At 60.0% G+C, this 23,608-nt stretch carries 20 protein-coding genes; 9 read left to right on the top strand and 11 right to left on the bottom strand.

From position 1 onward, the window contains the following. Positions 1–301 precede the first annotated feature (301 nt). From GGE33_RS17250 to GGE33_RS17210, 9 genes are all read right to left on the bottom strand, one after another. Positions 302–460 carry a hypothetical protein gene (locus tag GGE33_RS17250; RefSeq protein ID WP_183825528.1) on the bottom strand — a complete coding sequence of 53 codons (159 nt, stop codon included), beginning with the start codon at positions 458–460 and terminating at the stop codon, positions 302–304. 125 nt (positions 461–585) lie between these two features. Continuing rightward, on the bottom strand, positions 586–1,440 hold the full coding sequence (locus tag GGE33_RS17245) for a MurR/RpiR family transcriptional regulator (protein ID WP_183825524.1): 855 nt from the start codon (positions 1,438–1,440) through the stop codon (positions 586–588). A gap of 83 nt (positions 1,441–1,523) precedes the next feature. Further along, a complete protein-coding gene (locus tag GGE33_RS17240) occupies positions 1,524–2,201 on the bottom strand; it encodes an aspartate/glutamate racemase family protein (RefSeq protein WP_183825521.1) in 678 nt (225 codons plus the stop codon). A 66-nt stretch (positions 2,202–2,267) separates the two neighbouring features. After that, positions 2,268–3,236, bottom strand: coding sequence for an ABC transporter ATP-binding protein (locus tag GGE33_RS17235; protein ID WP_183825518.1), 969 nt, complete (start codon positions 3,234–3,236; stop codon positions 2,268–2,270). 1 nt (position 3,237) lies between these two features. Continuing rightward, the gene (locus tag GGE33_RS17230; RefSeq protein WP_183825514.1) at positions 3,238–4,311 is read right to left on the bottom strand and encodes an ABC transporter ATP-binding protein; all 1,074 of its coding nucleotides are present in this window, start codon (positions 4,309–4,311) and stop codon (positions 3,238–3,240) included. After that, complete coding sequence (locus GGE33_RS17225) at positions 4,308–5,201, bottom strand: ABC transporter permease (protein WP_183825511.1); 894 nt, start codon at positions 5,199–5,201, stop codon at positions 4,308–4,310. The genes GGE33_RS17230 and GGE33_RS17225 overlap by 4 nt, the downstream gene beginning before the upstream one ends. Before the next feature lie 2 nt (positions 5,202–5,203). Then, positions 5,204–6,157 (bottom strand): ABC transporter permease, encoded by a 954-nt coding sequence (locus GGE33_RS17220; protein ID WP_148144456.1) that lies wholly within the window; start codon positions 6,155–6,157, stop codon positions 5,204–5,206. 66 nt (positions 6,158–6,223) lie between these two features. Then, a complete protein-coding gene (locus GGE33_RS17215; RefSeq protein ID WP_183825508.1) occupies positions 6,224–7,867 on the bottom strand; it encodes an ABC transporter substrate-binding protein in 1,644 nt (547 codons plus the stop codon). 356 nt (positions 7,868–8,223) lie between these two features. Further along, entirely contained in the window at positions 8,224–9,099 is an 876-nt protein-coding gene (locus tag GGE33_RS17210; RefSeq protein ID WP_246436224.1) for a LysR family transcriptional regulator, read from the bottom strand. A gap of 122 nt (positions 9,100–9,221) precedes the next feature. Here GGE33_RS17210 and GGE33_RS17205 point away from each other — a divergent pair, with 122 nt between their 5' ends. After that, the gene (locus tag GGE33_RS17205; RefSeq protein ID WP_183825505.1) at positions 9,222–10,397 is read left to right on the top strand and encodes an L-talarate/galactarate dehydratase; all 1,176 of its coding nucleotides are present in this window, start codon (positions 9,222–9,224) and stop codon (positions 10,395–10,397) included. A gap of 1 nt (position 10,398) precedes the next feature. Here the strand turns inward: GGE33_RS17205 and GGE33_RS17200 are convergent, their stop codons facing one another. After that, positions 10,399–11,424 carry a LacI family DNA-binding transcriptional regulator gene (locus GGE33_RS17200; RefSeq protein WP_183685498.1) on the bottom strand — a complete coding sequence of 342 codons (1,026 nt, stop codon included), beginning with the start codon at positions 11,422–11,424 and terminating at the stop codon, positions 10,399–10,401. A 237-nt stretch (positions 11,425–11,661) separates the two neighbouring features. Here GGE33_RS17200 and GGE33_RS17195 point away from each other — a divergent pair, with 237 nt between their 5' ends. From GGE33_RS17195 to araD, 5 genes are all read left to right on the top strand, one after another. Continuing rightward, positions 11,662–12,642, top strand: a complete 981-nt coding sequence (locus GGE33_RS17195) for a Bug family tripartite tricarboxylate transporter substrate binding protein (RefSeq protein ID WP_183825501.1) — start codon at positions 11,662–11,664, stop codon at positions 12,640–12,642. 62 nt (positions 12,643–12,704) lie between these two features. Then, positions 12,705–13,184 (top strand): tripartite tricarboxylate transporter TctB family protein, encoded by a 480-nt coding sequence (locus GGE33_RS17190; RefSeq protein ID WP_183685809.1) that lies wholly within the window; start codon positions 12,705–12,707, stop codon positions 13,182–13,184. A 52-nt stretch (positions 13,185–13,236) separates the two neighbouring features. Beyond that, positions 13,237–14,736 (top strand): tripartite tricarboxylate transporter permease, encoded by a 1,500-nt coding sequence (locus GGE33_RS17185; protein ID WP_183825498.1) that lies wholly within the window; start codon positions 13,237–13,239, stop codon positions 14,734–14,736. Between the two features lie 6 nt (positions 14,737–14,742). Continuing rightward, on the top strand, positions 14,743–15,645 hold the full coding sequence (locus tag GGE33_RS17180) for a dihydrodipicolinate synthase family protein (RefSeq protein WP_183825495.1): 903 nt from the start codon (positions 14,743–14,745) through the stop codon (positions 15,643–15,645). 40 nt (positions 15,646–15,685) lie between these two features. Continuing rightward, the gene (araD, locus tag GGE33_RS17175) at positions 15,686–17,425 is read left to right on the top strand and encodes an L-arabinonate dehydratase (RefSeq protein ID WP_148144464.1); all 1,740 of its coding nucleotides are present in this window, start codon (positions 15,686–15,688) and stop codon (positions 17,423–17,425) included. Positions 17,426–17,589: 164 nt separating this feature from the next. Here araD and GGE33_RS17170 read toward each other — a convergent pair whose 3' ends face one another. Next, positions 17,590–18,951 (bottom strand): formimidoylglutamate deiminase, encoded by a 1,362-nt coding sequence (locus tag GGE33_RS17170; RefSeq protein ID WP_183825492.1) that lies wholly within the window; start codon positions 18,949–18,951, stop codon positions 17,590–17,592. 117 nt (positions 18,952–19,068) lie between these two features. Between GGE33_RS17170 and hutI the strand changes: the two genes are divergently transcribed. Genes hutI through hutU form a run of 3 tightly spaced genes read left to right on the top strand, consistent with a single transcriptional unit; the run spans position 19,069 to position 23,604 of the window. Continuing rightward, positions 19,069–20,358, top strand: coding sequence for an imidazolonepropionase (gene hutI / locus GGE33_RS17165; RefSeq protein WP_183825489.1), 1,290 nt, complete (start codon positions 19,069–19,071; stop codon positions 20,356–20,358). Then, positions 20,355–21,890, top strand: coding sequence for a histidine ammonia-lyase (gene hutH / locus GGE33_RS17160; protein ID WP_183825486.1), 1,536 nt, complete (start codon positions 20,355–20,357; stop codon positions 21,888–21,890). Before hutI ends, hutH begins: the two co-directional genes overlap by 4 nt. A gap of 28 nt (positions 21,891–21,918) precedes the next feature. Continuing rightward, positions 21,919–23,604 (top strand): urocanate hydratase, encoded by a 1,686-nt coding sequence (gene hutU / locus GGE33_RS17155; RefSeq protein WP_183825483.1) that lies wholly within the window; start codon positions 21,919–21,921, stop codon positions 23,602–23,604. Positions 23,605–23,608: the final 4 nt, after the last annotated feature.

Below are 23,608 nucleotides of genomic sequence, written 5' to 3'. Positions count from 1 at the left end.
ATGCCCTGGCTGGAGCCGGTGATCAGCGCGGTTTTACCCGTCAGATCGAACAGCGGAAATGACATCAGAAATTCCTCCCGGTTCATAAGCTTCTTCGACGTTGACATAGATGTTATCGATAACATATGCAATCAAAAACCAAACGCGGGAGTGAGAAATGAAGCGTAGTCGCTTGGTATCGATCCACATCCTGAAAGCAAAAGCGGCCGCCTGAAGGCTTGCCGTCTACGCGGTATTCCCACCACCAACACGCCGGATTTTTCTGCCCGTGCAGCCGATCTTGTTTGCTGGATAGCGGCTCTCAGGTGCTGCCTTGTAGCAAGACATTATAGCCTGTTTTTATGATCTTCGCCGCACTTCGGTTTTCCAGCATGGCAATCATCTGTTCGGCCGCCTGCGCGCCGATTACGAAGCTGTCCACGTTGATGGTGGCGATCCCAGGGTCGGACACCGATGCCATTTCAGAGTTCCCGAGCCGGCGATGGCGATAGCGCGTGGCACGACCAACCCACGGGTTCAGTCCACATGAAAGCCCCTGACCACCAACCTGCGAGCGCTGCCTTTGCAGATCGCGTTCAAGACAGCTCAGAGTTCCTCAAGGCTTTCATTCAGCACTTCGATGTTTCTTAAGCGCTTGCGGCCCTCGGTGCCCGCCTTTTCGAGGCATCGTGTGATCAGCAGATGGCACAATGCCATCAGGGCCGTGTGATTGAAGAGGGGGCCGGGGGCGAATGTCTGGCATTGCATATGCCATGTCGCCCGCGTGTCGAAGGGTGCGCCTTCGTCGGTAACATAGAGAAGCTTCGCCTTCGATTTACGAACCTGGGTGAGGATGGCATCGGCCTGAGCAGTCCGGCGGCGCAGGGCGAAGAAGACCACGACGTCGTCCTCCCGAAGGCTGACGAAATGCTCGCCCAGTGTCTGGCCGGCGGCGGGAATGGCGACGATATCCTCGATCACCTGCGTCAGCTGCCATTGCAGATAGGAAGCGAAAGGGTGGCTGCTGCGAAAGCCGATCACCCAGACTTTTCGGGCCGCCATCATCGCGTCGGTCACCGCCGTGATCTGGCCGTCAGAAATGGAGAGAAACGTCGCTTCAAGATTGGCCATGCTTTGCGCGACATGCGCCTGCATGGATTGTGCTGTCGATGCATCGGTCGCGGTTGCCAGGAATAGCCGCGAGCCCGTCTGCTTTTCTGCGCGCGCGTGGCGGCGGGCTTCCTCATAGGTCTCATAACCCAGATGCTGGATGAAACGGGTGACGGTTGCCTTGGAAACATGCGCCAGTGCGGCCAGTTCCTGGGCGGAATAGCTGGCGAGTTCACCGGGGAAATCGCAGACGAATTCGCCGAGCCGCTTTTCGGCGGGTCGAAGATCGGGCAGGGCCTGCCTTACGCGATAGAGGAAAGACCTGTCCTTGGTCACGGGAAACTCCGCCATGTCATCAGCGGGCGGAATGTCGCTTGGAGTTGTTACGCTTGCAACAGGAAATATGTCCCGGCGGTCGGGCGATGGCGCCCCTGTCACCGTGCGATCCTTTTCCTTGCCGGAGGTGCCGCAATGCGGGAAAGAAGCAGTGCAACGGCGGAACGGATTGGCGCGATGACCGGTGCGGATAAAAGGCGCTGCAGATCGTCAGCCGCTTGCCCGAGTGGACCGCCACCGATGATCACCGCTTCTGCGGCATCCTGTTCGAAGCACTCGCGCACCGCGACGGCCAGTGCCGCATGCAGGCGTTGAGGATCGGATGCAAGTGCTACCGGATCTCCGCTCGTCAGCCGCGTGCCGGTGAAGAGCGGGGTTAGGCCCAATGCATCGGCCTTTCCGGCAAAGCTCTCGACAAGATCCGGCGTTACTGTCGCGATGCCGAAGCGCCGCCCACCGAGCGAGGCTTCCAACATGCTCGCTTCGCATATGCCGACCACCGGAATATCGCAAATCTCCCGCAGCCGATCGAGCCCCGGGTCGCCGAAGGCGCTGATGATCAGCCCATCCGACGTGCCCGATTTGGCGAGCCCCATTTCGATGACGCCGTCAGTGGCTGCTCCAAGCTGCCTCTCATCAAGGATCATCGGCACGCCATTGGCCGCGGTGACACCCTCGACGGTCGCCTCCGCAGGCAGATATTTGCGTGCGATATCGGTCATCATGGCTGTGGTAGCCGTTGATGTATTCGGGTTGATCAAGGTGATATGCGTCATGTCTCGAGCCGTGCACGACCGCACGACTGCCTCCCTTTGTCATTGCGTTTTTTCTTGTACTTCAGTTCAGGCATACTGAATGCAGGCGATATTGCCCGTCTCTCCGATCGGCTTCAAGGGCGGCACGTCCCTGAGACATATGTCCGAGGCCTGGCCGCAGCGCGGTGCGAACGCGCAGCCGGGCGGCATAGCGGCAAGATCTGGTGGCGAACCGGGTATCGTCACCAGCCGGTCGCGGCCATGCGCGAGTTCGACACGGGCGCCGAGAAGACCCTTGGTATAGGGATGTTTCGGATCGCGGATGATGTCGCCGACCCTGCCTTCCTCGACAATCCGGCCGGCATACATGACGGCGATGCGGTCTGCCACTTCGGCCGCGACGCCGATATCATGGGTGACGAAGATGACCGAGAGGCCGTATTCCTTCTGCAGCTCGCGGATCAGAAGCAGGATCTGGATCTGAACCGTCGCATCTAGCGCGGTCGTCGGCTCGTCGGCGAGGAGGACTTTCGGATTGCAGGCAAGTGCCATGGCGATCATCGAGCGCTGCAGCATGCCGCCCGACATTTCATGCGGGTAATTCTTCAGCCGCCGTTCGGGCGAGGGAATGCGCACTTTCTGAAAGAGTGCGAGTGCCCGTTCGGACGCTGCCTGCCGCGACACTTTTTCGTGCCGCATGATGGTTTCCTCGATCTGCCGGCCAATCGTGTAGACCGGATCGAGCGCGAGACGCGGCTCCTGGAAGACCATCGAGACGGTGGCGCCGCGCAATTGGCCGAGTTCGCGTGTCGAAAGCGCCATCACATCGCGACCGGAAACGGTCATGCTGCCGGCGATATCCGTGCCCTTCGGATGCAGGCGAAGCAGGGAGCGCATGGTGACGCTCTTGCCCGAACCGGATTCGCCGAGAAGCGCCACCACTTCGCCGGCCTTGACCGACAGGCTGACGCCGTTAACGGCTTTCACCGGCTTGCGGCTGCGATGGAAGGTAACTGAGAGGTCGCGGATATCGATAACTGTCTGCTCTTCGCTCATCTCAGGCCTCCATCAATTCGAGTGCAGGTTTTGGTGCATGGCTGTGGCCGGAGCCGGGAACCGACATCAGGCAGGCGGCCTGCTGTTCTCCCGAGACGACCGCAAGGGGAGGGGGCGTGGCAGAACAGACGCCTTCCGCCATGCTGCACCGGGTGTGGAACCGACAGCCCGATGGCGGGTCGATCGGGTTCGGCGGATCGCCGGAAAGCGGCGGTTCCTCGGTGCGCTCCGCCGGATCCATCTTCGGCATGGAGGCGAGGAGGGCGGCTGAGTAGGGGTGTTTCGTATTCTCGTAGATCGCCTCGCGCGTGCCGACCTCGGCGACCTTGCCGAGATACATCACCATCACCCGGTCGCACATGAAGCGTACGACGTTGAGATCGTGGCTGATGAACAGGTAGGTGAGGCCGAAATCGCGCTTGAGGTCGAGAAGCAGATTGAGCACCTGCGCTTCAACCGATTTGTCGAGTGCCGAAACGGCTTCGTCGAGGATGACAAGGCGCGGTTCGAGCGCCAGAGCGCGGGCGATGTTGACACGCTGTCTCTGGCCGCCGGAGAGTTCGTGCGGATAACGGCCGGCAAAGCGGACCGGTTCAAGGCCGACGCGGTGGAGCAGGTCATGGGCGCGGGCAATCGCCTTTGCCTGCGGCACGCCATGGACGCGGGGGGCAAAGGCGATGGACTCTTCGATTGTCAGGCGCGGATTGAGCGAGGCGTAACTGTCCTGGAACACCATCTGCACCTGTCGGCGGTATTGCGCGAGCGGCAGCGCGCCGCCGACCGTTTCGCCATCGAACAGGATGTCGCCCTGGTCTGGAATAATGAGCTGCATCAAAAGCCGGGCGGTGGTGGACTTGCCGCAACCGCTTTCGCCAACGACGCCGAGTGTCTCGCCCTTCAATATGTCGAAATCGACGCCATCGACGGCGCGCACGACCTTTTTCGGCTGCAGGAAGCCCGAACCCTTGATCGGGAAATGCTTGATCAGGCCGCGGGCCGAGATCAGCGGCTGGGCCGGGCCCCCGCGTTCGCCGAGCGGAAGGTCGGGAATGGTGGTCTCTGCGACTGTCCTCATGATTTCACATCCATTGCCTGGCGCAGGCCGTCCGAGAAAAGGTTGAAACAGATCGAGGTGACGAAAATCATTACGCCGGGAAGGGCGGCGACTGCCGGGTTGTTGTAGATCGCGGTGCGCAGCGTATTCAGCATCAAGCCCCATTCGGCATCCGGCGGACGCACGCCGAGACCGAGGAAGGAGAGGCCGGAAGCAAGGATCATCGAGACGGAAATCAGGCTGGTGGCGAAGACGAAGATCGGCCCGAGCACGTTGCCGAGAACATGGACGCGGATGATCGTGAATGCCGGGGCGCCGGAGGCACGCGCTGCATCGACATAATCGAGGCTGCGGATCTGGGTGGTGACGCTTTCGGCGACGCGGGCGATCTGCGGGATGAAAACGACGGTAAGCGAAACGAGCGCATTCGTCAGGCCCGAACCGAGTGCGCCGGAAAGGGCGACCGCGAGCAGGACCGAGGGGAAGGCATAGAAGACATCGACCGTGCGCATGATCAGCGTGTTGGTGATGCCGCCGGCATAACCGGCGACGATGCCGATGATCGAGCCGATGACAAAGGCTATCGGCACCGGGATGACGCCCATGATGAGCGACAGGCGGGCGCCGTAGATGAGACGCGAGAGCATGTCGCGGCCGAGTTCGTCGGTGCCGAGAATATAGCTCTCGGTGCCGATAGGTTTCAGCCTTCGGATGACACTGCCCTTGGTCGGGTCGTAAGGGGCGATATAGGGCGCGAGGATGGCGACCACGACGATGATGATGAGGACGGCGAGTGCCGCGAGCGCCACCGGGTCACGACAGAGACGCTGCAGGACGCCGCTCCAGAAACCGGGGGATTTCGGCACGGAAACCGGCGCAGCAGGCGCGATTTCGGCTGTTATGACGGCCATGTTCAGCTCCTCTGGATGCGCGGATCGATGGCGCTTTGCAGCACGTCGACGACGAGATTGACGATGACGAAGAACATTGCGAGCACCAGGATCGTGCCCTGCAGGATCGGCAGGTCGCGGGTGAAGATCGCTCCGTTCAGCAGAAAACCAGTGCCGGGCCAGGAGAAGACGGTTTCGATCAGGATCGAGCCGCCAAGCAGGTAGCCGAGTTGCAGGCCCATGACGGAAATCGCCGTCGGCGCTGCATTGCGGATCACGTGGCGCATCACATGTTTGGTCATCAGCCCCTTGGCGGCCAGCGCCTGGACGAAATCCTGTGACAGGATATCGGCGACGAGCGAGCGGATGGTGCGGGCGATGATGCCCATCGGGATGACCGACATGGTGACGGCCGGCAGGATGAGATACTGGATATAATCCCAGCTGAAGCTTCGTCCGTCCGAACCGCCGGGACCGCCGCCCATCGACGGCAGCCAGCCGAGCGATACGGAAAAGGCGATGACAAGAACCATGCCGAGCCAGTAATGCGGCACGCTGACACCGAGCATGGCAAGACCGGAGGCGATGCGGTCGATCCAACCTCCACGGAAGACACCTGCGAGGAAGCCGAGGGCAGAGCCGAAGGTGAAGCCGATGAGAGTGGCGGCAACTGCGAGGATGATCGAGTTGACCGAGGCGCTGAGAATTTCGGCCAGAACCGGGCGGCCGGTGGCAATCGAGGTGCCGAGATCGCCTTGCAGGGCATGCCAGGCCCAGAGCGCGTATTGCACCGGAAGCGGCTGGTCGAGACCGTAGAAGGAGCGCATCTGCGCCTGCAATTCGAGCGAGGCATCTGTCGGCAGGATGGCGGCGAGAGGATCGCCGGGGGCGATATGGATGAGCATGAAGCAGACGATGCTTACCCCGATCGCGACGGGTATGACATGCAGAAGCCGTTTAAAGGCGTAGACGAGCATGAGCTTCTCCGGAAAACCTGAACGAGGGGGATCGCGCCCTTTAGGGCACGATCCGGGCGTTGGGCATCAGGGATCGACGGTGATCGGCGAGAAATCCTGGAACCAGTTCTGCGCCTGCACGAAACCCTTGACCTTGGTGTTCATGGCTCGCGGGTTGACGTCATGCGTCACCATCAGGAACAGCGCATCGTTGACATATTTCTCGTGGACCTGCTGCAGCACCTTGTCCTGTTCGGCGGCATCGAAGGTGGTGCGCACCTTGTTGAACAGGGCATCCATTTCCGGGTCACAGTAATAACCCCAGTTGGTGCCGTTCGGCGGTGCGAGGTTGCATTGCGACTGGCGGATGAGCGCGGTGAAGGGGTCCTGGATGAAGTAGCTGTAGTTGACAGCCGTCGCACCCTTGGCGCTGGCATCCTTGGCGCCGGCGCGCCAGACATTGATGACCGTGTTCCAGTCCATCACCTCGTATTCGACATTGATGCCGATTTCGGCGAGCGTCTGCTGGATATATTCGTTCATCGCGAGCGGCAGCATCTGGCCCGAACCGGAGGACGAGATGACGACCTTGGTGGTGATCGGCTTGTCCGGGCCGTAACCCGCTTCCGCCATCAGCTTCTTGGCTTCCTCGACATTGTATTCGAGCTTGAAGTCGGGCTTTCCGAACCACTGGTGGCCGGGTGGCAGGTAGCCCTGGGCGGGAATGGACAGACCGCCGAGCAGCTCGTTCAGGCCGTCGCGGTCGACCGCGAGATTCGCGGCCTTGCGGACGCGAACGTCATTCCACGGCGAGCCTTCGACGCGGGACAGATGCCAGGTCCAGTTATGCGGGTAGGCATTGGTGACGATGGAGAACCCTGCATCCTTCAACGACTTGACGGAATCCGGTGCCGGGGCTTCGATCCAGTCGACCTGGCCGGAACGCAGAGCTGCAACGCGGGTATTCGGTTCCGGCAGCGGGATCAGCACCAGCTTGTCGAGCTTCGGGATGCGGGCTTCGTCCCAATAACCCTTGTTGGGTGTCAGTTCGGCACGTTCGCGCGGGGTAAATCCGCTTTCCATCTTCCACGGGCCGGTGCCGGAAGGATGCTGCGCGACCTTTTCCCAGCTCTTGCCCTGGGCTTCCCAGTTTGCCGGCGAGGACATCAGGATCCAGCTGATCTGATAGGGCAGGGTCGCATCAGGAGACTTGGTGACGATCTCGACGGTCGTCGGATCGATCGCCTTGTAGCTGGCAACCGCCGGAATGCGCGATTTGCCCTGCGCCGACTGGCGCTGGTCGAATTGCGGGGCGTCGGTCTTCAGGAGCTTGTCGAGGTTCCAGACGACCGCATCGGCATTGAAGACGCTTCCGTCGTGGAATTTCACGCCGTCACGCAGCTTGAATGTCCATTTGGTATGGTCGGCCGGGTCGACAGTCCAGGACGTCGCAAGGCTGGGGATCAGCGCAGAGGGCTTGTCGGCTTTGCTGAGGTCCCACTCAATCAGCGAGTTGTAGACCGTGTATCCCATGAAGCGCTGGCCTTCGCCGCCCTGGTCCGTCTGACCGGTGGTCAGGGGAATATCGGATGCCGTCATGCCAATCCGGAGCGTCCCGGCAGCAAATGCCGAGCTCGCAGTGGCAGCAAAAGCCACGCCGAGTATCGTTGCCGTCCGCAGGGTCTTCAAAAATCCCCCGTTACGCCAGTTCCTCAAAGATGTTTTTGTCATACCGTTCCCTCTTTTTTAATCCGTGCTGGACTTTTGCCCAGTCGAATAAAGAGAAGCAGGTTTCATGCCAACAATTGTGAAACTGAAATTTCATAATTTTGTCAGTTGTTTAGATTTTTTCTCCGAGGGTAGGCGATGCGTTACAAGTGTATCTGATAAAAAATCAGGCATGGGACGGGTCAGATATGGGCAGTTGAGAACATAGGATATGGAGGCCTGAGATCAGCTATTCGCATCGGCGGTAAGAGCATCGGTTTTCCTCAAAATCGCTTGGCATTGACTTTATGGTCGAGTTTTTCGGAACTCATCCCTATCGGGATGCAGATATCTGAAAGCCTCGCTAATCCCTGCGAACCTTAGCTGTCGATGGCAGATACAAGGCCGCAGATGTCTGGCAGTAGCGCATTCCGGTTGTTCGGGCTCCAGATGGCATGAAGTTCGGCAATACATTCTTGCTGCAGATCCATCGGGCGAAACACGACGTTGTCGAAACAAGCGTTCTGTGTGCCGGCGGGCACGATTGCCAGACCTATTCCGGCACTGACCAACGATAGGATCGCCTGCGAATGGGTCATGCTTTGAACGATCCGGGGTGTGACCGAATTGTCAGCCATCAGCCTCGTCAGTTTGTCGTGGAGGTAGCGGGCTGGCGTCGAGAAGCTGATAAAGGGTTCGCCGTTGAGTGCATCCAGGCCAGGGCGGCGCTTGGTGGCGAGTGGATGTGCACGAGGTATGGCCAGCATCATGGGCTCATGTGCAACACAGATACTTTCGAGATGGTGTGTGCCGGCAAGCGGACGTGAGAGGCCGAGGTCGATATCGCCGGCATTGATGGCTTGAAGCTGCTCGGACGTTTCCATCTGCACAAGCTCAAGCTCGATCTGCGGTGCTGCGGCGCGTGCCTGGCCTATGAATTTGGGCAGGAAGCTATATGTGGCGGCTCCGACAAAGGCGATCTTTATGGATCCGGCGCTGCCCCGCGCAGCCCTCCGTGTTGCCGTTATCGCGGCGTCGCTTTGCTCAAGTAACCTTTGTGCTTCGGCAAGAAACGTCATTCCTGCCGCGGTGAGTGTGACGCGACGGCTCGTGCGCTCCACCAGTTTCACATCGAGTTCCTGCTCCAGCAGCCTGATTTGCCGGCTGAGCGGTGGCTGAGTGATGTTCAGTCGTCTGGCTGCCCGGCTGAAATTCAGCTCGGATGCCAGAATAACAAAGGATCGGACCTGACCCATATCCAACATCTATTCAATCCTTGTATCGATATTCAATAATAATCGACTTGGACTTAAATTGATCTCGAGATTATTGGTCAAGCGAGGATGTGGCTCCGAGCAGCCGAACATGGGGTGGAAACATGGACACGCAGTTGCCAGTAGCGAATGATCCGCAAAGGACGACGGTCGGAGCCGACAGTATTGCCTGGATCAAGCTGTCGTCGGTCTTCTTGCCACTGAAGACGCCGATCAGCGATGCGAAAGTGCTCACCGGACGACAAAAACCGCTGACGGAAGTGGCGTTCCTCTTCGCTGAAATCGAGACGAAGCACGGTCACAGCGGCATTGGCTTCAGCTATTCCAAACGCGCCGGCGGGCCGGGACAATATGAGCATGCAAAGGAAATCGCCCATGTCCTGATCGGCGAAGACCCGAACGATATAGGCAAGCTTTGGAACAAACTCTGCTGGGCGGGGGCTTCCGTTGGGCGCAGCGGGCTTGCGGTGCAGGCAATCGCTGCCTTTGACGTCGCGCTGTGGGATCTGAAAGCCAAGCGTGCCGGACTGCCGCTTGCCAAACTGCTCGGCGCACATCGCGACAGCGTGCAATGCTACAATACGTCCGGTGGCTTTCTTTCCTCGCCGATCGAAGAGGTACTCGACAACGTCGAGCAGTCGATCGCGGCCGGTATTGGCGGGATCAAGATCAAGGTCGGGCAACCGGATATGGCGGTTGACCTCAAGCGCGTCGCCGCCGTGCATGACCGGATCGGTGGCCGTGCTGCAATGATGGTCGATGCCAATCAGCAATGGGACCGCCCGAATGCGATGCGTTTCGGTCGGCTCATGGAGCCTTACAATCTAACCTGGATTGAAGAGCCGCTCGACGCGTATGACGTCGAAGGACATGCCGCGCTGGCAGCCCAGCTCGATACGCCGATCGCGACCGGTGAGATGTTGGCGAGCGTGCTGGAGCATATTGCGCTCATCCAGAATAATTCTGTCGACTTCATCCAGCCGGACGCACCGCGTGTCGGCGGCATCACGCAGTTCCTGAAGATCTGTGCGCTGGCTGAGGCGAAAAAGCTGCAGCTCGCGCCGCATTTTGCCATGGAAATCCATCTGCATCTCGCTGCAGCCTACGAACTTGAGCCTTGGGTAGAGCATTTTGATTGGCTTGATCCCCTGTTCAACGAGCGGCTGGAAATCAAGGGGGGACGCATGCTGGTGCCAAACCGGCCCGGACTTGGGATCACGCTATCAGAGCAGGCGGGACATTGGACGCGCGGCACGGCCGAATTCGGCAAGAAACCTTGAATCAGGCGGTGCCGCGAGCAACGATGTGGAAGTCGATATCGATCATCGCCTCCACACTTGTATCACCCGCTATTTTTCGAAGAATCGAGCGGGCCGCCTTGGTGCCGATATCGCGACGGTCGATACGGACCGTTGTCAGCGGCGGATGGGTGTGCGGGGCGAAATCGAAATCGCCAAACCCTATGATGGCGAGATCCCCCGGCATGTTGCAGCCGCGTGCATGAGCTTCAGCCAGTGCGCCATGCGCGACCACGTCCGATGAGCAAAAGACGCCGAGCGAGCCTCCTCCGCGATCGAGAAGTTGCGCCATCGCCATGCGTCCGTCGCGGAAGGTGGAGGGTGAATTCATATCCAGTTCCGGCAACTCGACCTCGGCAATCCCTTTCAGCCGATTGACGAAACCATCGCGGCGCTGAACGGCGCGCGGGTCGTTGGCGCCGACCTGCGCATAGCGGTCATAGCCCCGGATCAGCAGATGCTCGGCAACCAACCGACCGACTGCTGCATGGGAAAAGCCGACGGCGGTGTCGAGCGGCGAGGGGGTAGAGTCCCATATTTCCACTATAGGCAGTGACGCGCCCGTGAGCATGGCGCGGGTTTCCTTCATATGGGTAATGCCGGTGAGGATGATGCCGTCCGGCCGACGGGCAAGAATGGCACGGGTCAGTTCCAGCTCGCGGCCGGGGTCATAGCCTGACAGGCCGAGCAGAAGCTGATAGCCGGCGGAGACGAGTTCGGCATTGAGCCCTTCGATGGTTTCGGCAAAAATGGTGCTGGCGACCGAAGGGACGATCGCGGCGATCAGCCTCGTGCGGCGTGACGCCAGGCCGCCGGCAAGCAGGTTTGGCACATAGCCGGTGCGGGCAATGACCTTTTCGATCGCTTCCAGTGTGTGCGGCTTGACCAGCGCCGGAGTGTTGATGGCGCGCGAAACGGTGACTGGCGAGACGCCGGCGAGTTTGGCTATATCGGCAAGCGTCACCGGACCGCCGTTCCTGATATGCTTGCTTTTATCGTAATCGGTCATGACACTCATTCCTGTGAAAATGAGTTACGCTTTCATTATAGCTTTTATCAAGCGATAAACCGCAAAATTTAGCGATAAAAGTTCTAATCAATTGAAATTAATGACTTAAAATTTTTCACGCCGCGGTTGCGGATGAGGATTTTGAAGTTACAATGAAAGCGCTTTCATTTCTTCGTCGGAGGGTCGGGGAATGGAGGATTGGGACCGGCAGGAGGCCGGATAATTGGAGGAAATAATATGAAGCTCAAACGTTTCATGACGATTGCGGCCGCTGCGACCGCTATCTGTGTCGTCGGCTTGCAACCGAGCCACGCGCAGGATTATCCGACCAAGACCGTGACCGTCGTCGTGCCATTCGCAGCGGGCGGCAATACCGATACGTTCGGCCGTCTCGTTGCCGAGGAACTGGACAAGCGCCTTGGGCAACGTTTCATCGTGGAGAACAAGCCCGGCGCGGGTGGTAACATCGGTCTGGGCGACCTCGCTCGTTCGAAGCCTGACGGCTATACGATCGGCATGGGTACGGTCAGCTCCAACGCGATCAACCAGACGCTCTATAAGGCGCTGCCTTACGACAAAGAGAAAGGTTTCGCACCTATTTCGCTGATCGCCAGCCTGCCGAACGTGCTCGTTGTCAACCCGGACAAGATAAAGGCGAACAATGTAGAGGAGCTGATCGCGTTCCTGAAGACCGAGCCGGGCAAGCATACCTATGCGTCTTCCGGCGTCGGCACCTCGATCCATCTGGCCGGCGAGCTTCTCGCGACCAAAGCCGGCATCAAGATTACTCACGTGCCATACAAGGGTAGCAGTCAGGCGATCCTCGATGTCGTGGCCGGCCATGTGGATATGATGTTCGACAATATTCCGACGGCCGCCCAGCAGGTGAAGGCGGGCAAGGTGAAGGCGCTGGCTGTCACCAGCCTCGGAAAGGCTGATTTGCTGCCCGACGTGCCGACCATGGCAAGCACGATTCCCGGCTTCGAGGCGACCTCGTGGCATGGCCTCTTCGCTCCTCCCGGCACGCCGCCGGAAATCGTCGAAAAGCTCAGCAAGGAAGTTCAGGCCATTATCGCGGAGCCTGCGATGCAGGAAAAGCTCAAGGCGATGGGCGTGACGCCGGTCGGTAATACGCCGGCCGAGTTCCAGGCTTTTATAGACAAGGAAACGGCAAAGTGGGCTGACGTAATCAAGGCCGCGAACGTGCCGCTGCAATGAGCCAATCTGCCGGCCGGATCCAGTTCCCGGCCGGCATGTCTTTCACACGCGAGTATCATGCCATGCTGAAAATTAGAAACAGCCGCGACTTCGTCGGCGGCGTGACGATGATCTGTGTCGGCTTGCTGTTCATCTGGTTCGGCCGGGAACTTGAAGTCGGGAACTCCTTCCAGATGGGGCCGGGTTACTTCCCGACCATGTTGAGCCTTCTCCTGATGGCTATTGGTGCGTTGATCGTCGTGCAGTCGCTGATGGTCGATGCCGAAGCAGGTGATCCAGAAACCTGGAACTGGAAGGCCTATTTTCTGGTAATTCTCGGGCCGATCGGCTTCGGCCTCACGCTTGCGGGGCTTGGTTTGGCACCGACAATGCTGCTGCTGATCGTCGGCGTAGCGACCGCCAGCCGCTATGCCAATTGGCGACATTCAATTCTGCTTGGACTGTTTCTTGCTGCCTGTTCCGTGTTGCTTTTCACCAAGCTCCTGTCGCTTCCGGTCTCAGCCTTTGGCCCCTGGATCCCCTTTATCGGCGAACTTTTCTAGCGGGCTCTCACAAGTGCTTTCTGACTAGCCGACGAAACGGAATGGATTGCTTATGGATATCTTCTCTAACCTCTGGCTCGGTGCTTCGACCGCCTTCATGCCGATGAACCTGTTTTATGGCTTTATCGGCTGCCTGCTCGGCACCGCGATCGGTGTACTGCCGGGGCTAGGGCCGACGGCGACGATCGCGATGCTGTTGCCGATCACTTTCGGCTTGCCGCCGGAATCGGCACTGATCATGCTGGCTGGCATCTTCTATGGTGCGCAGTATGGTGGCTCGACAACGGCGATCCTGATCAATCTGCCGGGCGAAAGCTCCTCGGTTGTTACTGCAATCGACGGGTATCAGATGGCGCGCAACGGCAGAGCCGGTGCGGCGCTTGCTACGGCGGCACTCGGTTCGTTTTTCGCAGGTACAGTGGCAACCATCCTTCTTGCTGTTGCCGCACCGCCTCTGGCAGCCGTAGCGCTGAATTTCGGGCCGGCGGAATATTTTTCGCTGATGGTGCTGGGTCTCGTCGCTTCGGTTGCGCTTGCCAGCGGGTCGCTGCTGAAGGCATTTGCAATGATCGTCTTCGGATTGATCCTCGGCACGGTCGGCACCGATGTGGAGAGCGGCACGCCGCGTTATGTTTTTGATATTCCCGAACTCTATGACGGTTTGAACTTCGTTGCCGTCAGCATGGGTATCTTCGGGATCTGCGAGATCCTGCGCAACCTGGAAGGCGAGCATGAGCGTTCGGTGGGTGTGAAACGCGTCACCGGACTGATGCTGACTGGGCAGGATATCAAGCGGATCATCGCCCCCGTCCTTCGCGGCACCGCCCTCGGTTCCTTTCTCGGGATCCTGCCCGGCGGTGGAGCGATGCTTGCCTCGTTTGCTTCCTATGCGATGGAAAAACGGATTTCCCCAAACCGCGCCGAATTCGGCAAAGGGGCGATCGAAGGCGTTGCAGCACCGGAATCCGCCAACAATGCCGGCGCGCAGACCTCATTCATTCCGATGCTGACGCTCGGCATTCCCGGCAACCCGGTGATGGCGTTGATGGTCGGCGCCATGATCATACAGGGTATCACCCCCGGTCCGAACGTCATCTCGGACGAGCCGGCTCTGTTCTGGGGTATGATTGTTTCAATGTGGTCGGGCAACCTCATGCTTGTCATCCTTAACCTGCCGCTGATCGGGCTCTGGGTGAAAATGCTGACCGTGCCGTATCATCTCCTTTTCCCTGCTATTATCGGCTTCTGTTGCATCGGCGCCTACAGCATCAACAACAGCGTCTTCGACGTATTCGTCATGGCGGGTTTCAGCGTCATCGGCTTTGCGCTCAGCAAAATGCGGTTCGAACCGGCGCCGTTGCTTCTGGGCTTCATTCTTGGGCCGATGCTGGAGGAGAATTTGCGCCGTGCGATGCTGATCAGCCAGGGCGATCCGTCGATTTTCGTGCGCAGCCCGCTCAGCCTTTCGCTTCTGATCTTCGCCGTCGTGGTTCTGGCGCTCGTGCTTTCGCCGAGCATCAGCCGCAAGCGCGAAGAGGCATTTACGGAGTAGGACGCAATGATGCAGGATCTGAAATCCGCCCTTACCGGCATATCCGGCATTCTGGTCACGCCTTACGATCATAACGGCGATATCCTGCCGGAGATGCAGGAGCCGATCATCGATCGGGCGATCGCCGCGGGCGTCCATATCATGGTCGCCAATGGCAATACCGGCGAGTTTTACGCCCTGACGCTCGACGAGGCGGAGGCGATGGTACAATCCTCGACCGAACATGTGGCCGGCCGGGTGCCACTGGTAGCCGGCGTCGGGCGAGGCATACGTGATGCCTGTCGGCTGGCATCCGTGTCGCGTCAAGCCGGCGCTTCGGCGCTGATGGTCCATCAGCCACCGGATCCGTTTTACTCCCCACGCGGGCTTGTCGATTATGTGCGGACGGTGGCGGATGCGGCAGACGGGTTGCCGGTCGTGCTTTATCTGCGCAATAATGCAATCGGCACCAGGGCGATTGCGGATCTGTGCGCGCTGCCCTCCGTCATCGGCGTCAAATGGGCAACGCCAAACCCATTGAAACTATCGGAAGCGATGGCGGCCTGCGATCCGGAGATCGTCTGGGTGGGCGGTCTGGCGGAGATCTGGGCACCGGTATTCTATGCGGTTGGTGCGCGAGGGTTCACGTCCGGCCTCATCAATGTCTGGCCGCAAAGGTCAGTTGCCATTCATGCCGCACTTGCGACGGGTGACTATACGGGCGCCAACCGGCTGATCGACGGCATGAAGGATTTCGAGTCGGTTCGAGCTGAAGAGATGAACGGGACGAATGTGACCGGGGTGAAGGCCGCGCTGGCGCTGATTGGGCATGATTGTGGCCCAGCACGCCCGCCCTCGGCCTGGCCTTTGACGGCACAGCAGCAAGCTGCGCTTTCGGCTTTCATTTCAGGCAACGGAATCAGCTTCTGATGAGCCGATTGGCAGCGCCTTATGGTGCGAGGAGTGAAGAATGACGATCAGGAAAAAGACGTATGAGGAACTGCGTTCGGCGCGCTGGATGATGCCGGACGACCAGCGGTCGTTCGGCCATCGGTCGCGGACCATGCAGATGGGCTATGCGCCGGAAGACTGGGAAGGTCGGCCGATCATTGCGATCATCAACACATGGTCGGATGCGCAGCCCTGCCACATGCACTTTCGCGAACGGGCTGAATGGGTGAAGCGTGGTGTCTTGCAGGCAGGCGGCTTTCCGATGGAACTGCCGGCGCTGTCGCTCTCGGAAAATTTCGTCAAACCGACGACCATGCTCTATCGCAACATGCTGGCAATGGAGACAGAGGAACTGCTCCGATCGCACCCGATTGATGGTGCGGTGCTGATGGGTGGTTGTGACAAGACCACGCCGGGACTGGTCATGGGCGCGGTGTCGATGGGACTGCCTTTCATCTACCTGCCGGCCGGGCCGATGCTGCGCGGTAACTATGCCGGAAAGGCTCTGGGCTCCGGCACAGACGGCTTCAAATATTGGGATGAACGGCGGGCCGGAACGATTTCAAAGGAGGAATGGCAGGGGATCGAAGGCGGTATCGCCCGCAGCTACGGCCATTGCATGACCATGGGCACAGCGTCCACGATGACGGCGATTGCCGAGGCGATGGGGCTCACCTTACCGAATGCTTCCTCCATTCCGGCGGCCGATGCCAACCATCAGCGCATGTCGGCCACCTGCGGCCGGCGGATCGTCGAGATGGTGTGGGAGGATCTGACGCCCGAAAAGGTAATCACGCCGGCTGCTGTCACCAACGCCGTCACAGTGGCGATGGCGACGGGCTGTTCGACCAATGCGATCATCCACCTGATCGCCATGGCGCGCCGCGCCGGCGTGCCGTTGGAACTAGAGGATCTTGACCGCATCGGCCGCACGACGCCGGTTATCGCAAACATCCGTCCTTCAGGCGCGACCTATCTGATGGAGGATTTCTTCTATGCCGGGGGCTTGCGGGCGCTGATGAAGCAGCTTGGCGACAAGCTGGATCCGACTGCTATCACCGTTACAGGCAAGCCGCTCACGGATGGACTGGATGATGTTAAGATCTGGAACGAGGATGTCATCCGGCCGCTGTCCAATCCCGTCTATCACGAAGGGTCGCTGGCCGTCTTGAAGGGCAATCTTTGTCCGGATGGAGCAGTGATCAAGCCCGCGGCCTGCGATCCGAAATTTCACCGGCACCAGGGTCCGGCATTGGTGGCCGACAGCTATCCGGAACTGAAGAAGATTATCGACGATCCCGATTATCCACTGACGCCGGAAACGGTGCTGGTGTTGCGCAATGCAGGGCCACAGGGCGGACCGGGAATGCCGGAATGGGGGATGATCCCGATGCCGAAAGCGCTTTTGAAACTCGGCCTGCGGGACATGGTGCGGATTTCCGATGCCCGCATGTCGGGAACGAGTTTCGGGGCCTGCGTGCTGCACGCCGCACCAGAAGCCTTCGTCGGTGGACCGCTTGCTCTGTTGAAAACGGGGGATATGGTGGAGCTCGATATTCCGGCCCGCAGCCTCAACATGCTCGTCCCGGATGATGAACTGGCGGCACGCAAGGCTGCCTGGGTATCACCCGAGCCGCTCTACGAGCGGGGCTATGGCTTCATGTTCACCAAACATATCGAACAGGCCGACAAGGGCTGTGACTTCGATTTTCTAAAGACAGAATTCGGTGCCAAAGTGTCTGAGCCGGTGATCAATTAAGCAAGCGTTGAGGGGGCGAAATACCCCCCTTAGTGTCTCATGTTCAGGTCTAGCTGCTCACAGCCTGATGGCATCTTGTGCAGCAAAGTCGGCTTCAAAAGCTTGCTGGTTGTCGTGTCGTGTCTAGATCGGTCCGGCGCCAGTCGCCCTAATTCAGTAGCCGCTTAACCGCTAAGCAGGGCCTGCATTGTTTTTGCGAAGTGTTTCCGGATCTTATCTCGTGCTACGTGCCGGCCGTTGACGACCTGCTTATTGCCTGAAGCCCAGACGCTTTCGACTGTGAGATCTCCACCGAAAATCCAGTTATCAAGCAGGCTGTCCTCTGCGAGATAGGAGGCATTGCCGATATCAAGAGCAACGATATCGGCGGGGGCGCCTGCAACCAGCCCCGCCTTCGTCGCAAGAGCCTGTGCCCCGCCATAAATAGCTGCGTCGAAAAGGCGGCGACCGGTGGAGCCGTTCGGCGCGGCAATCACGTTGCGGGCGCGATGAGCGAGACGTTGCGAATATTCGAGCTGGCGCAGCTCGCCCGAAAGAGAAATCAGCACGTTGGAATCCGATCCGACACCGAGACGACCGCCCTTTGCAAGGAATGCGGAGGCCGCAAACGTTCCATCGCCGAGATTGGCCTCGGTGATCGGGCAGAGGCCGGCGACCGCGCCGCTTTGCGCCATATTCGCCACTTCCTGAGCCGTCAGGTGGGTGGCGTGGATCAGGCACCAGCGATCATCGACCGGCGCATGGTCCAGCAGCCATTCAACCGGGCGCGCGCCGGACCATGCGATACAGTCGTCAACCTCCTTGGTCTGTTCGGCGACATGGATATGCACGGGGCCGCCTTCGGCTAGCGGCAGAATAGCGGTTAGCTCGTCGGGTGTTACTGCGCGCAGGCTGTGCGGCGCTATGCCGAGCTGCATGCCGGGAAGCGACGCCTGCATCTTTCGGCTGGCCTCCATCAGCCGGCCAAAGCTTTCGATCGAATTGATGAAACGGCGCTGGCCGTCGATCGGAGCCTTTCCGCGGAAGCCGGAATGGGCATAAAAGACCGGCAGCAAGGTCAGGCCAATACCCGTCTCGGCGCTCGCCGCGCCGATCCGCTCGGCATGTTCTGCGATATTGGCATAAAGCGAGCCATCGCGGTCGTGATGCAGATAATGGAACTCTCCGACGCGGCAGAAGCCGGCTTCGAGCATTTCCATATAGAGCTGTGCCGCAACCGCCTCGATCTGTTCCGGCGTCATCTGCAGGGCAAAACGATACATCAGCACGCGCCAGCTCCAAAAACTGTCGTCGGTCGGTCCGCGAAGTTCGGCCAAGCCGGACATGGCGCGCTGGAACGCGTGGCTGTGAAGATTGCTCATGGCGGGGACGAGAACCGAGTGGCGCTCGTCGGTCGCGTCAGCGTCAACGCCGATATCGATATTCGAGATAACCCCGCCCGTGACCGAGATGCGCACATTGGAAGCCCATCCCTGGGGCAGGAGTGCCGAGCCTGCATGAAGCGTCGAAGCAGCCGAATTGGTCATGATTGCCGGTCCGTCGTTGGATTGTCTGATCACGGGTGTATTGTCGAGTGAAAGAACATGCTTGCCAAGATTGCTATTATGTATATACATGTTCGACCATAATGAAAGGCGCAATCAATGTGCGGGAACGAAAACTTGGGCAGTGTTTCTTCCAGTCATTCCGAGCGTTATGCGGGCATCACGGTGTGGACAAATGCGCATCTGGCGACCCTTGCCGAGGGCGCGAATGGGCTTGGCGTCATCGAGAATGGGGCGATCGCGGCCAAGGATGGGCGGATCGTATTCGTCGGCGTTGAGGTCGATCTACCGGCGGATTTGAAGGCGGCAGCATCGCTCATCGATTGCGAGGGGCGCTGGATCACGCCGGGTCTGATCGATTGCCATACGCATATCGTCTTCGGCGGTGATCGTGCGATGGAATTCGAGATGCGGCTCGAAGGTGCGACCTATGAGGAAGTGGCGCGCGCAGGCGGTGGCATCGTCTCCTCCGTCAAGGCTACCAATGCACTGACCGTAGATGGATTGGTCGAGGCTGCGCTGCCGCGCGTCGATACGCTGCTTGCCGAGGGTGTCTCGACGCTCGAGATCAAGTCCGGTTACGGGCTTTCGATCGAAGGCGAGCTCAACATGCTGCGCGCCGCGCGCGCTCTGGAAAAGGTTCGCCCCGTCCGCGTCGTGACCTCCTACCTCGCGGCTCATGCGACGCCGGTCGAATACAGGGGCCGCAACGGCGACTACATCACCGATGTCGTGCTGCCGGGCATGGACAAGGCGCATGCCGAAGGCCTGATCGATGCCGTCGACGGATTTTGTGAAGGCATCGCCTTTTCGGTCGAGGAGATGGCCCATGTCTTCAACCATGCCAAGACGCTCGGCATTCCGGTAAAACTCCATGCCGAACAGTTGTCGAACCTCGGTGGGGCAAAAATGGCGACGTCCTATGGTGCGCTGTCTGCCGATCATCTGGAATATCTCGATGCTGAGAGCGCTGCAGCCATGGCCGAGGCGGGTACGGTGGCTGTCATCCTGCCTGGTGCCTTCTACGCCATCAATGAAACCCAAAAGCCGCCGATCCAGGCGCTGCGCGATGCCGGTGTGAAGATCGCGATCGCTACAGACTGCAATCCCGGCACCTCTCCGCTGACATCATTGCTTTTGACGATGAACATGTCGGCAACGCTGTTCCGCCTGACGGTGGATGAATGCATTGCCGGCGCGACCCGTGAAGCGGCCCGCGCGCTTGGACTTCTGAGCCAAACAGGCACGCTGGAAGTCGGCAAGTCCGCCGATCTTGCCATCTGGAACATCTTGCGCCCTGCGGAACTCGTCTACCGCATCGGCTTCAATCCGCTCCATTCCCGTATCTTCAAAGGCCAGACCATCAAGGGCCAGCAGGTATCCGCATGACGATCACGCTTCATCCGGGCCGCGTCCCGCTTGCCGATCTCGCAAACATCTATTGGGACAACGAACCGGCTATCCTCGATCGATCCTTTGATGCGGGCATAGAGAAGGGCGCTCGTCGCATCGCCGAGATCGCCGCTGGCAACGCGCCGGTCTATGGCATCAATACCGGCTTCGGCAAGCTCGCCTCGATCAAGATCGACGCGGCCGATCTTGTCACCTTGCAGCGCAATCTCATCCTGTCGCATTGCTGCGGTATCGGCGCTGCCCTGCCGGAAAACGTCGTGCGGTTGATCATGGCGCTGAAGCTGATCTCGCTTGGTCGCGGCGCTTCGGGCGTGCGGCTGGATCTGGTGCGGCTGATCGAGGGCATGCTGGCAAAGGGCGTCATCCCGGTCATCCCTGAAAAGGGTTCGGTCGGCGCTTCCGGCGACCTTGCACCGCTTGCCCATATGGCAGCCTCGATGATGGGCGAGGGCGAAGCCTTTTTCGCCGGCGAGCGGATGGCGTCTGCCGATGCGCTTACAAAGGCAGGCCTGACACCGGTCGTGCTCGCCGCAAAGGAAGGGCTGGCGCTGATCAACGGCACCCAGACTTCGACCGCGCTGGCGCTGGCGGGCCTGTTCCGCGCCCATCGCGCCGCCCAGACGGCACTGGTTACCGGTGCATTGTCTACCGATGCGGCCATGGGGTCTTCCGCCCCCTTCCATCCGGACATCCACACTCTGCGCGGTCACAAGGGGCAGATCGACGCCGGTGCCGCATTGCGCCAGCTTCTGACCGGTTCCGAAATCCGCGAAAGTCATATCGAAGGCGACGAGCGTGTGCAGGATCCCTATTGCATCCGCTGCCAGCCGCAGGTGGATGGCGCCTGCCTCGACCTGTTGCGACAGGTTGCCCGCACACTGGAAATCGAAGCCAATGCGGTGACCGACAATCCGCTGGTTCTGTCCGATAACGAAGTCGTTTCGGGCGGCAATTTCCACGCCGAACCGGTTGCATTTGCAGCCGACCAGACGGCGCTCGCCATCTGCGAAATCGGCGCGATTGCCCAGCGCCGTGTAGCACTTCTGGTCGATCCGGCCCTGTCCTACGGCCTGCCGGCGTTTCTCTCGAAGAAGCCGGGCCTTAATTCCGGTCTGATGATCGCCGAAGTCACTTCGGCTGCGCTGATGAGCGAGAACAAGCAGATGTCGCATCCGGCGTCCGTGGATTCGACGCCGACTTCCGCCAACCAGGAAGACCATGTGTCCATGGCCTGCCATGGTGCCCGTCGTCTGCTGGCGATGACCGAAAACCTGTTCGGCATTCTCGGCATCGAAGCGCTTGCCGCGGTTCAGGGCGTCGAGCTGCGCGGTCCGCTGAAGACCAGCCCAGAGCTGCAGAAGGCAGCCAGCGTGCTGCGCGCCGCCGTGCCGTCGCTGGAAGACGATCGCTACATGGCACCGGATCTTGCTGCCGCAAGTGCGCTCGTCGCAACCGGCGCGCTCGCCTCCGCTATTTCTCCCGGCATCCTGCCGGTGCTCGACATCTGATTGCAAAAGAACAACGGGAACAGAAGTCATGACCAATCCGCGCCACAACATCCGCGACATAAGATCCCCGCGGGGATCTGAACTCAACGCCAAGAGCTGGACGACGGAAGCGCCGCTTCGCATGCTGATGAACAATCTCGATCCGGACGTGGCCGAGAACCCGCATGAACTGGTCGTCTACGGCGGGATCGGCCGCGCGGCCCGCACCTGGGATGATTTCGACAAGATCGCCGCAACGCTGAAGACGCTGACCGAGGAAGAGACCCTGCTCGTGCAATCCGGCAAGCCGGTCGGCGTGTTTCGCACCCACAAGGATGCGCCGCGCGTGCTGATCGCTAATTCCAACCTCGTGCCGCATTGGGCGAACTGGGACCATTTCAACGAGCTGGATAAAAAGGGGCTGGCCATGTACGGCCAGATGACCGCCGGTTCGTGGATTTATATCGGCACGCAGGGCATCGTTCAGGGCACTTACGAAACTTTCGTCGAGGCCGGCCGCCAGCATTATAACGGCAGCCTCAAGGGCAAGTGGATCCTGACCGGTGGCCTCGGCGGCATGGGCGGCGCCCAGCCGCTCGCCGCCGTCATGGCCGGCGCCTGCTGCCTTGCGGTGGAATGCGACGAGACCCGCATCGATTTTCGCCTGCGCACCCGTTACGTCGATGCCAAGGCAAAGACGCTGGATGAAGCACTCGCCCTGATCGATCAATGGACCAAGGCCGGCGAAGCCAAATCTGTCGGTCTGCTTGGCAATGCCGCCGAAATCTTTCCGGAACTGGTCAAGCGCATGCAGGCCGGTGGCCCGCGGCCCGATATCGTCACCGACCAGACCTCGGCGCATGACCCGCGAAACGGCTATCTGCCGATCGGCTGGACCGTCGAGGAGGCCAAAGCCAAGCGCGAAAGCGATCCGAAATCGGTCGAAATCGCTGCCCGCGCCTCGATGAAGGCGCATGTCGAAGCCATGGTCGCTTTCTGGGACGCCGGGGTGCCGACACTCGACTACGGCAACAATATCCGTCAGGTCGCCAAGGACGAGGGTCTCGAAAACGCCTTTGCTTTCCCCGGCTTCGTGCCGGCCTATATCCGCCCGCTCTTCTGCCGTGGTATCGGTCCGTTTCGCTGGGCCGCACTCTCCGGCGATCCGGAGGATATCTACAAGACCGATGCCAAGGTGAAGGAACTGCTGCCGGACAACAAGCACCTGCATAACTGGCTGGACATGGCAAAGGAACGTATCGCGTTTCAGGGGCTTCCGGCACGTATTTGCTGGGTGGGTCTCGGTGATCGCCACAAGCTCGGCCTCGCCTTCAACGAAATGGTTCGCAACGGCGAGCTTTCCGCCCCGATCGTCATCGGCCGCGATCATCTCGATTCAGGCTCGGTCGCCTCGCCGAACCGCGAGACGGAAGCGATGAAGGATGGTTCGGATGCGGTTTCTGACTGGCCGCTGTTGAACGCTCTGCTCAATACGGCGTCGGGTGCCACATGGGTGTCGCTGCATCATGGTGGCGGCGTCGGCATGGGCTATTCGCAGCATTCCGGCATGGTGATCTGCGCCGACGGAACGGAAGATGCCGACCGCCGTTTAGAGCGCGTGCTGTGGAACGATCCGGCGACCGGCGTCATGCGCCACGCGGATGCGGGATATGAGATCGCCGTCGAATGCGCGACCGAAAAGGGACTTCGTCTGCCTGGCATCCTTGGAAACTGAGCCG

Source organism: Aliirhizobium cellulosilyticum (genome assembly GCF_014198105.1).
Lineage (GTDB): Bacteria > Pseudomonadota > Alphaproteobacteria > Rhizobiales > Rhizobiaceae > Neorhizobium > Neorhizobium cellulosilyticum.
The sequence above is the reverse complement of the archived record's forward strand: the minus strand, read 5'-3'. Positions and strand labels throughout refer to the sequence as shown.

What these genes read in the sequence shown, in the direction of transcription:
- GGE33_RS17250 (WP_183825528.1), bottom strand. Translation starts at nt 460, where the DNA reads ATGGCATCGGTGTCCGACCCTGGGATCGCCACCATCAACGTGGACAGC.
- GGE33_RS17245 (WP_183825524.1), bottom strand. Translation starts at nt 1,440, where the DNA reads ATGGCGGAGTTTCCCGTGACCAAGGACAGGTCTTTCCTCTATCGCGTA.
- GGE33_RS17240 (WP_183825521.1), bottom strand. Translation starts at nt 2,201, where the DNA reads ATGACGCATATCACCTTGATCAACCCGAATACATCAACGGCTACCACA.
- GGE33_RS17235 (WP_183825518.1), bottom strand. Translation starts at nt 3,236, where the DNA reads ATGAGCGAAGAGCAGACAGTTATCGATATCCGCGACCTCTCAGTTACC.
- GGE33_RS17230 (WP_183825514.1), bottom strand. Translation starts at nt 4,311, where the DNA reads ATGAGGACAGTCGCAGAGACCACCATTCCCGACCTTCCGCTCGGCGAA.
- GGE33_RS17225 (WP_183825511.1), bottom strand. Translation starts at nt 5,201, where the DNA reads ATGGCCGTCATAACAGCCGAAATCGCGCCTGCTGCGCCGGTTTCCGTG.
- GGE33_RS17220 (WP_148144456.1), bottom strand. Translation starts at nt 6,157, where the DNA reads ATGCTCGTCTACGCCTTTAAACGGCTTCTGCATGTCATACCCGTCGCG.
- GGE33_RS17215 (WP_183825508.1), bottom strand. Translation starts at nt 7,867, where the DNA reads ATGACAAAAACATCTTTGAGGAACTGGCGTAACGGGGGATTTTTGAAG.
- GGE33_RS17210 (WP_246436224.1), bottom strand. Translation starts at nt 9,099, where the DNA reads ATGGGTCAGGTCCGATCCTTTGTTATTCTGGCATCCGAGCTGAATTTC.
- GGE33_RS17205 (WP_183825505.1), top strand. Translation starts at nt 9,222, where the DNA reads ATGGACACGCAGTTGCCAGTAGCGAATGATCCGCAAAGGACGACGGTC.
- GGE33_RS17200 (WP_183685498.1), bottom strand. Translation starts at nt 11,424, where the DNA reads ATGACCGATTACGATAAAAGCAAGCATATCAGGAACGGCGGTCCGGTG.
- GGE33_RS17195 (WP_183825501.1), top strand. Translation starts at nt 11,662, where the DNA reads ATGAAGCTCAAACGTTTCATGACGATTGCGGCCGCTGCGACCGCTATC.
- GGE33_RS17190 (WP_183685809.1), top strand. Translation starts at nt 12,705, where the DNA reads ATGCTGAAAATTAGAAACAGCCGCGACTTCGTCGGCGGCGTGACGATG.
- GGE33_RS17185 (WP_183825498.1), top strand. Translation starts at nt 13,237, where the DNA reads ATGGATATCTTCTCTAACCTCTGGCTCGGTGCTTCGACCGCCTTCATG.
- GGE33_RS17180 (WP_183825495.1), top strand. Translation starts at nt 14,743, where the DNA reads ATGATGCAGGATCTGAAATCCGCCCTTACCGGCATATCCGGCATTCTG.
- araD (WP_148144464.1), top strand. Translation starts at nt 15,686, where the DNA reads ATGACGATCAGGAAAAAGACGTATGAGGAACTGCGTTCGGCGCGCTGG.
- GGE33_RS17170 (WP_183825492.1), bottom strand. Translation starts at nt 18,951, where the DNA reads ATGACCAATTCGGCTGCTTCGACGCTTCATGCAGGCTCGGCACTCCTG.
- hutI (WP_183825489.1), top strand. Translation starts at nt 19,069, where the DNA reads ATGTGCGGGAACGAAAACTTGGGCAGTGTTTCTTCCAGTCATTCCGAG.
- hutH (WP_183825486.1), top strand. Translation starts at nt 20,355, where the DNA reads ATGACGATCACGCTTCATCCGGGCCGCGTCCCGCTTGCCGATCTCGCA.
- hutU (WP_183825483.1), top strand. Translation starts at nt 21,919, where the DNA reads ATGACCAATCCGCGCCACAACATCCGCGACATAAGATCCCCGCGGGGA.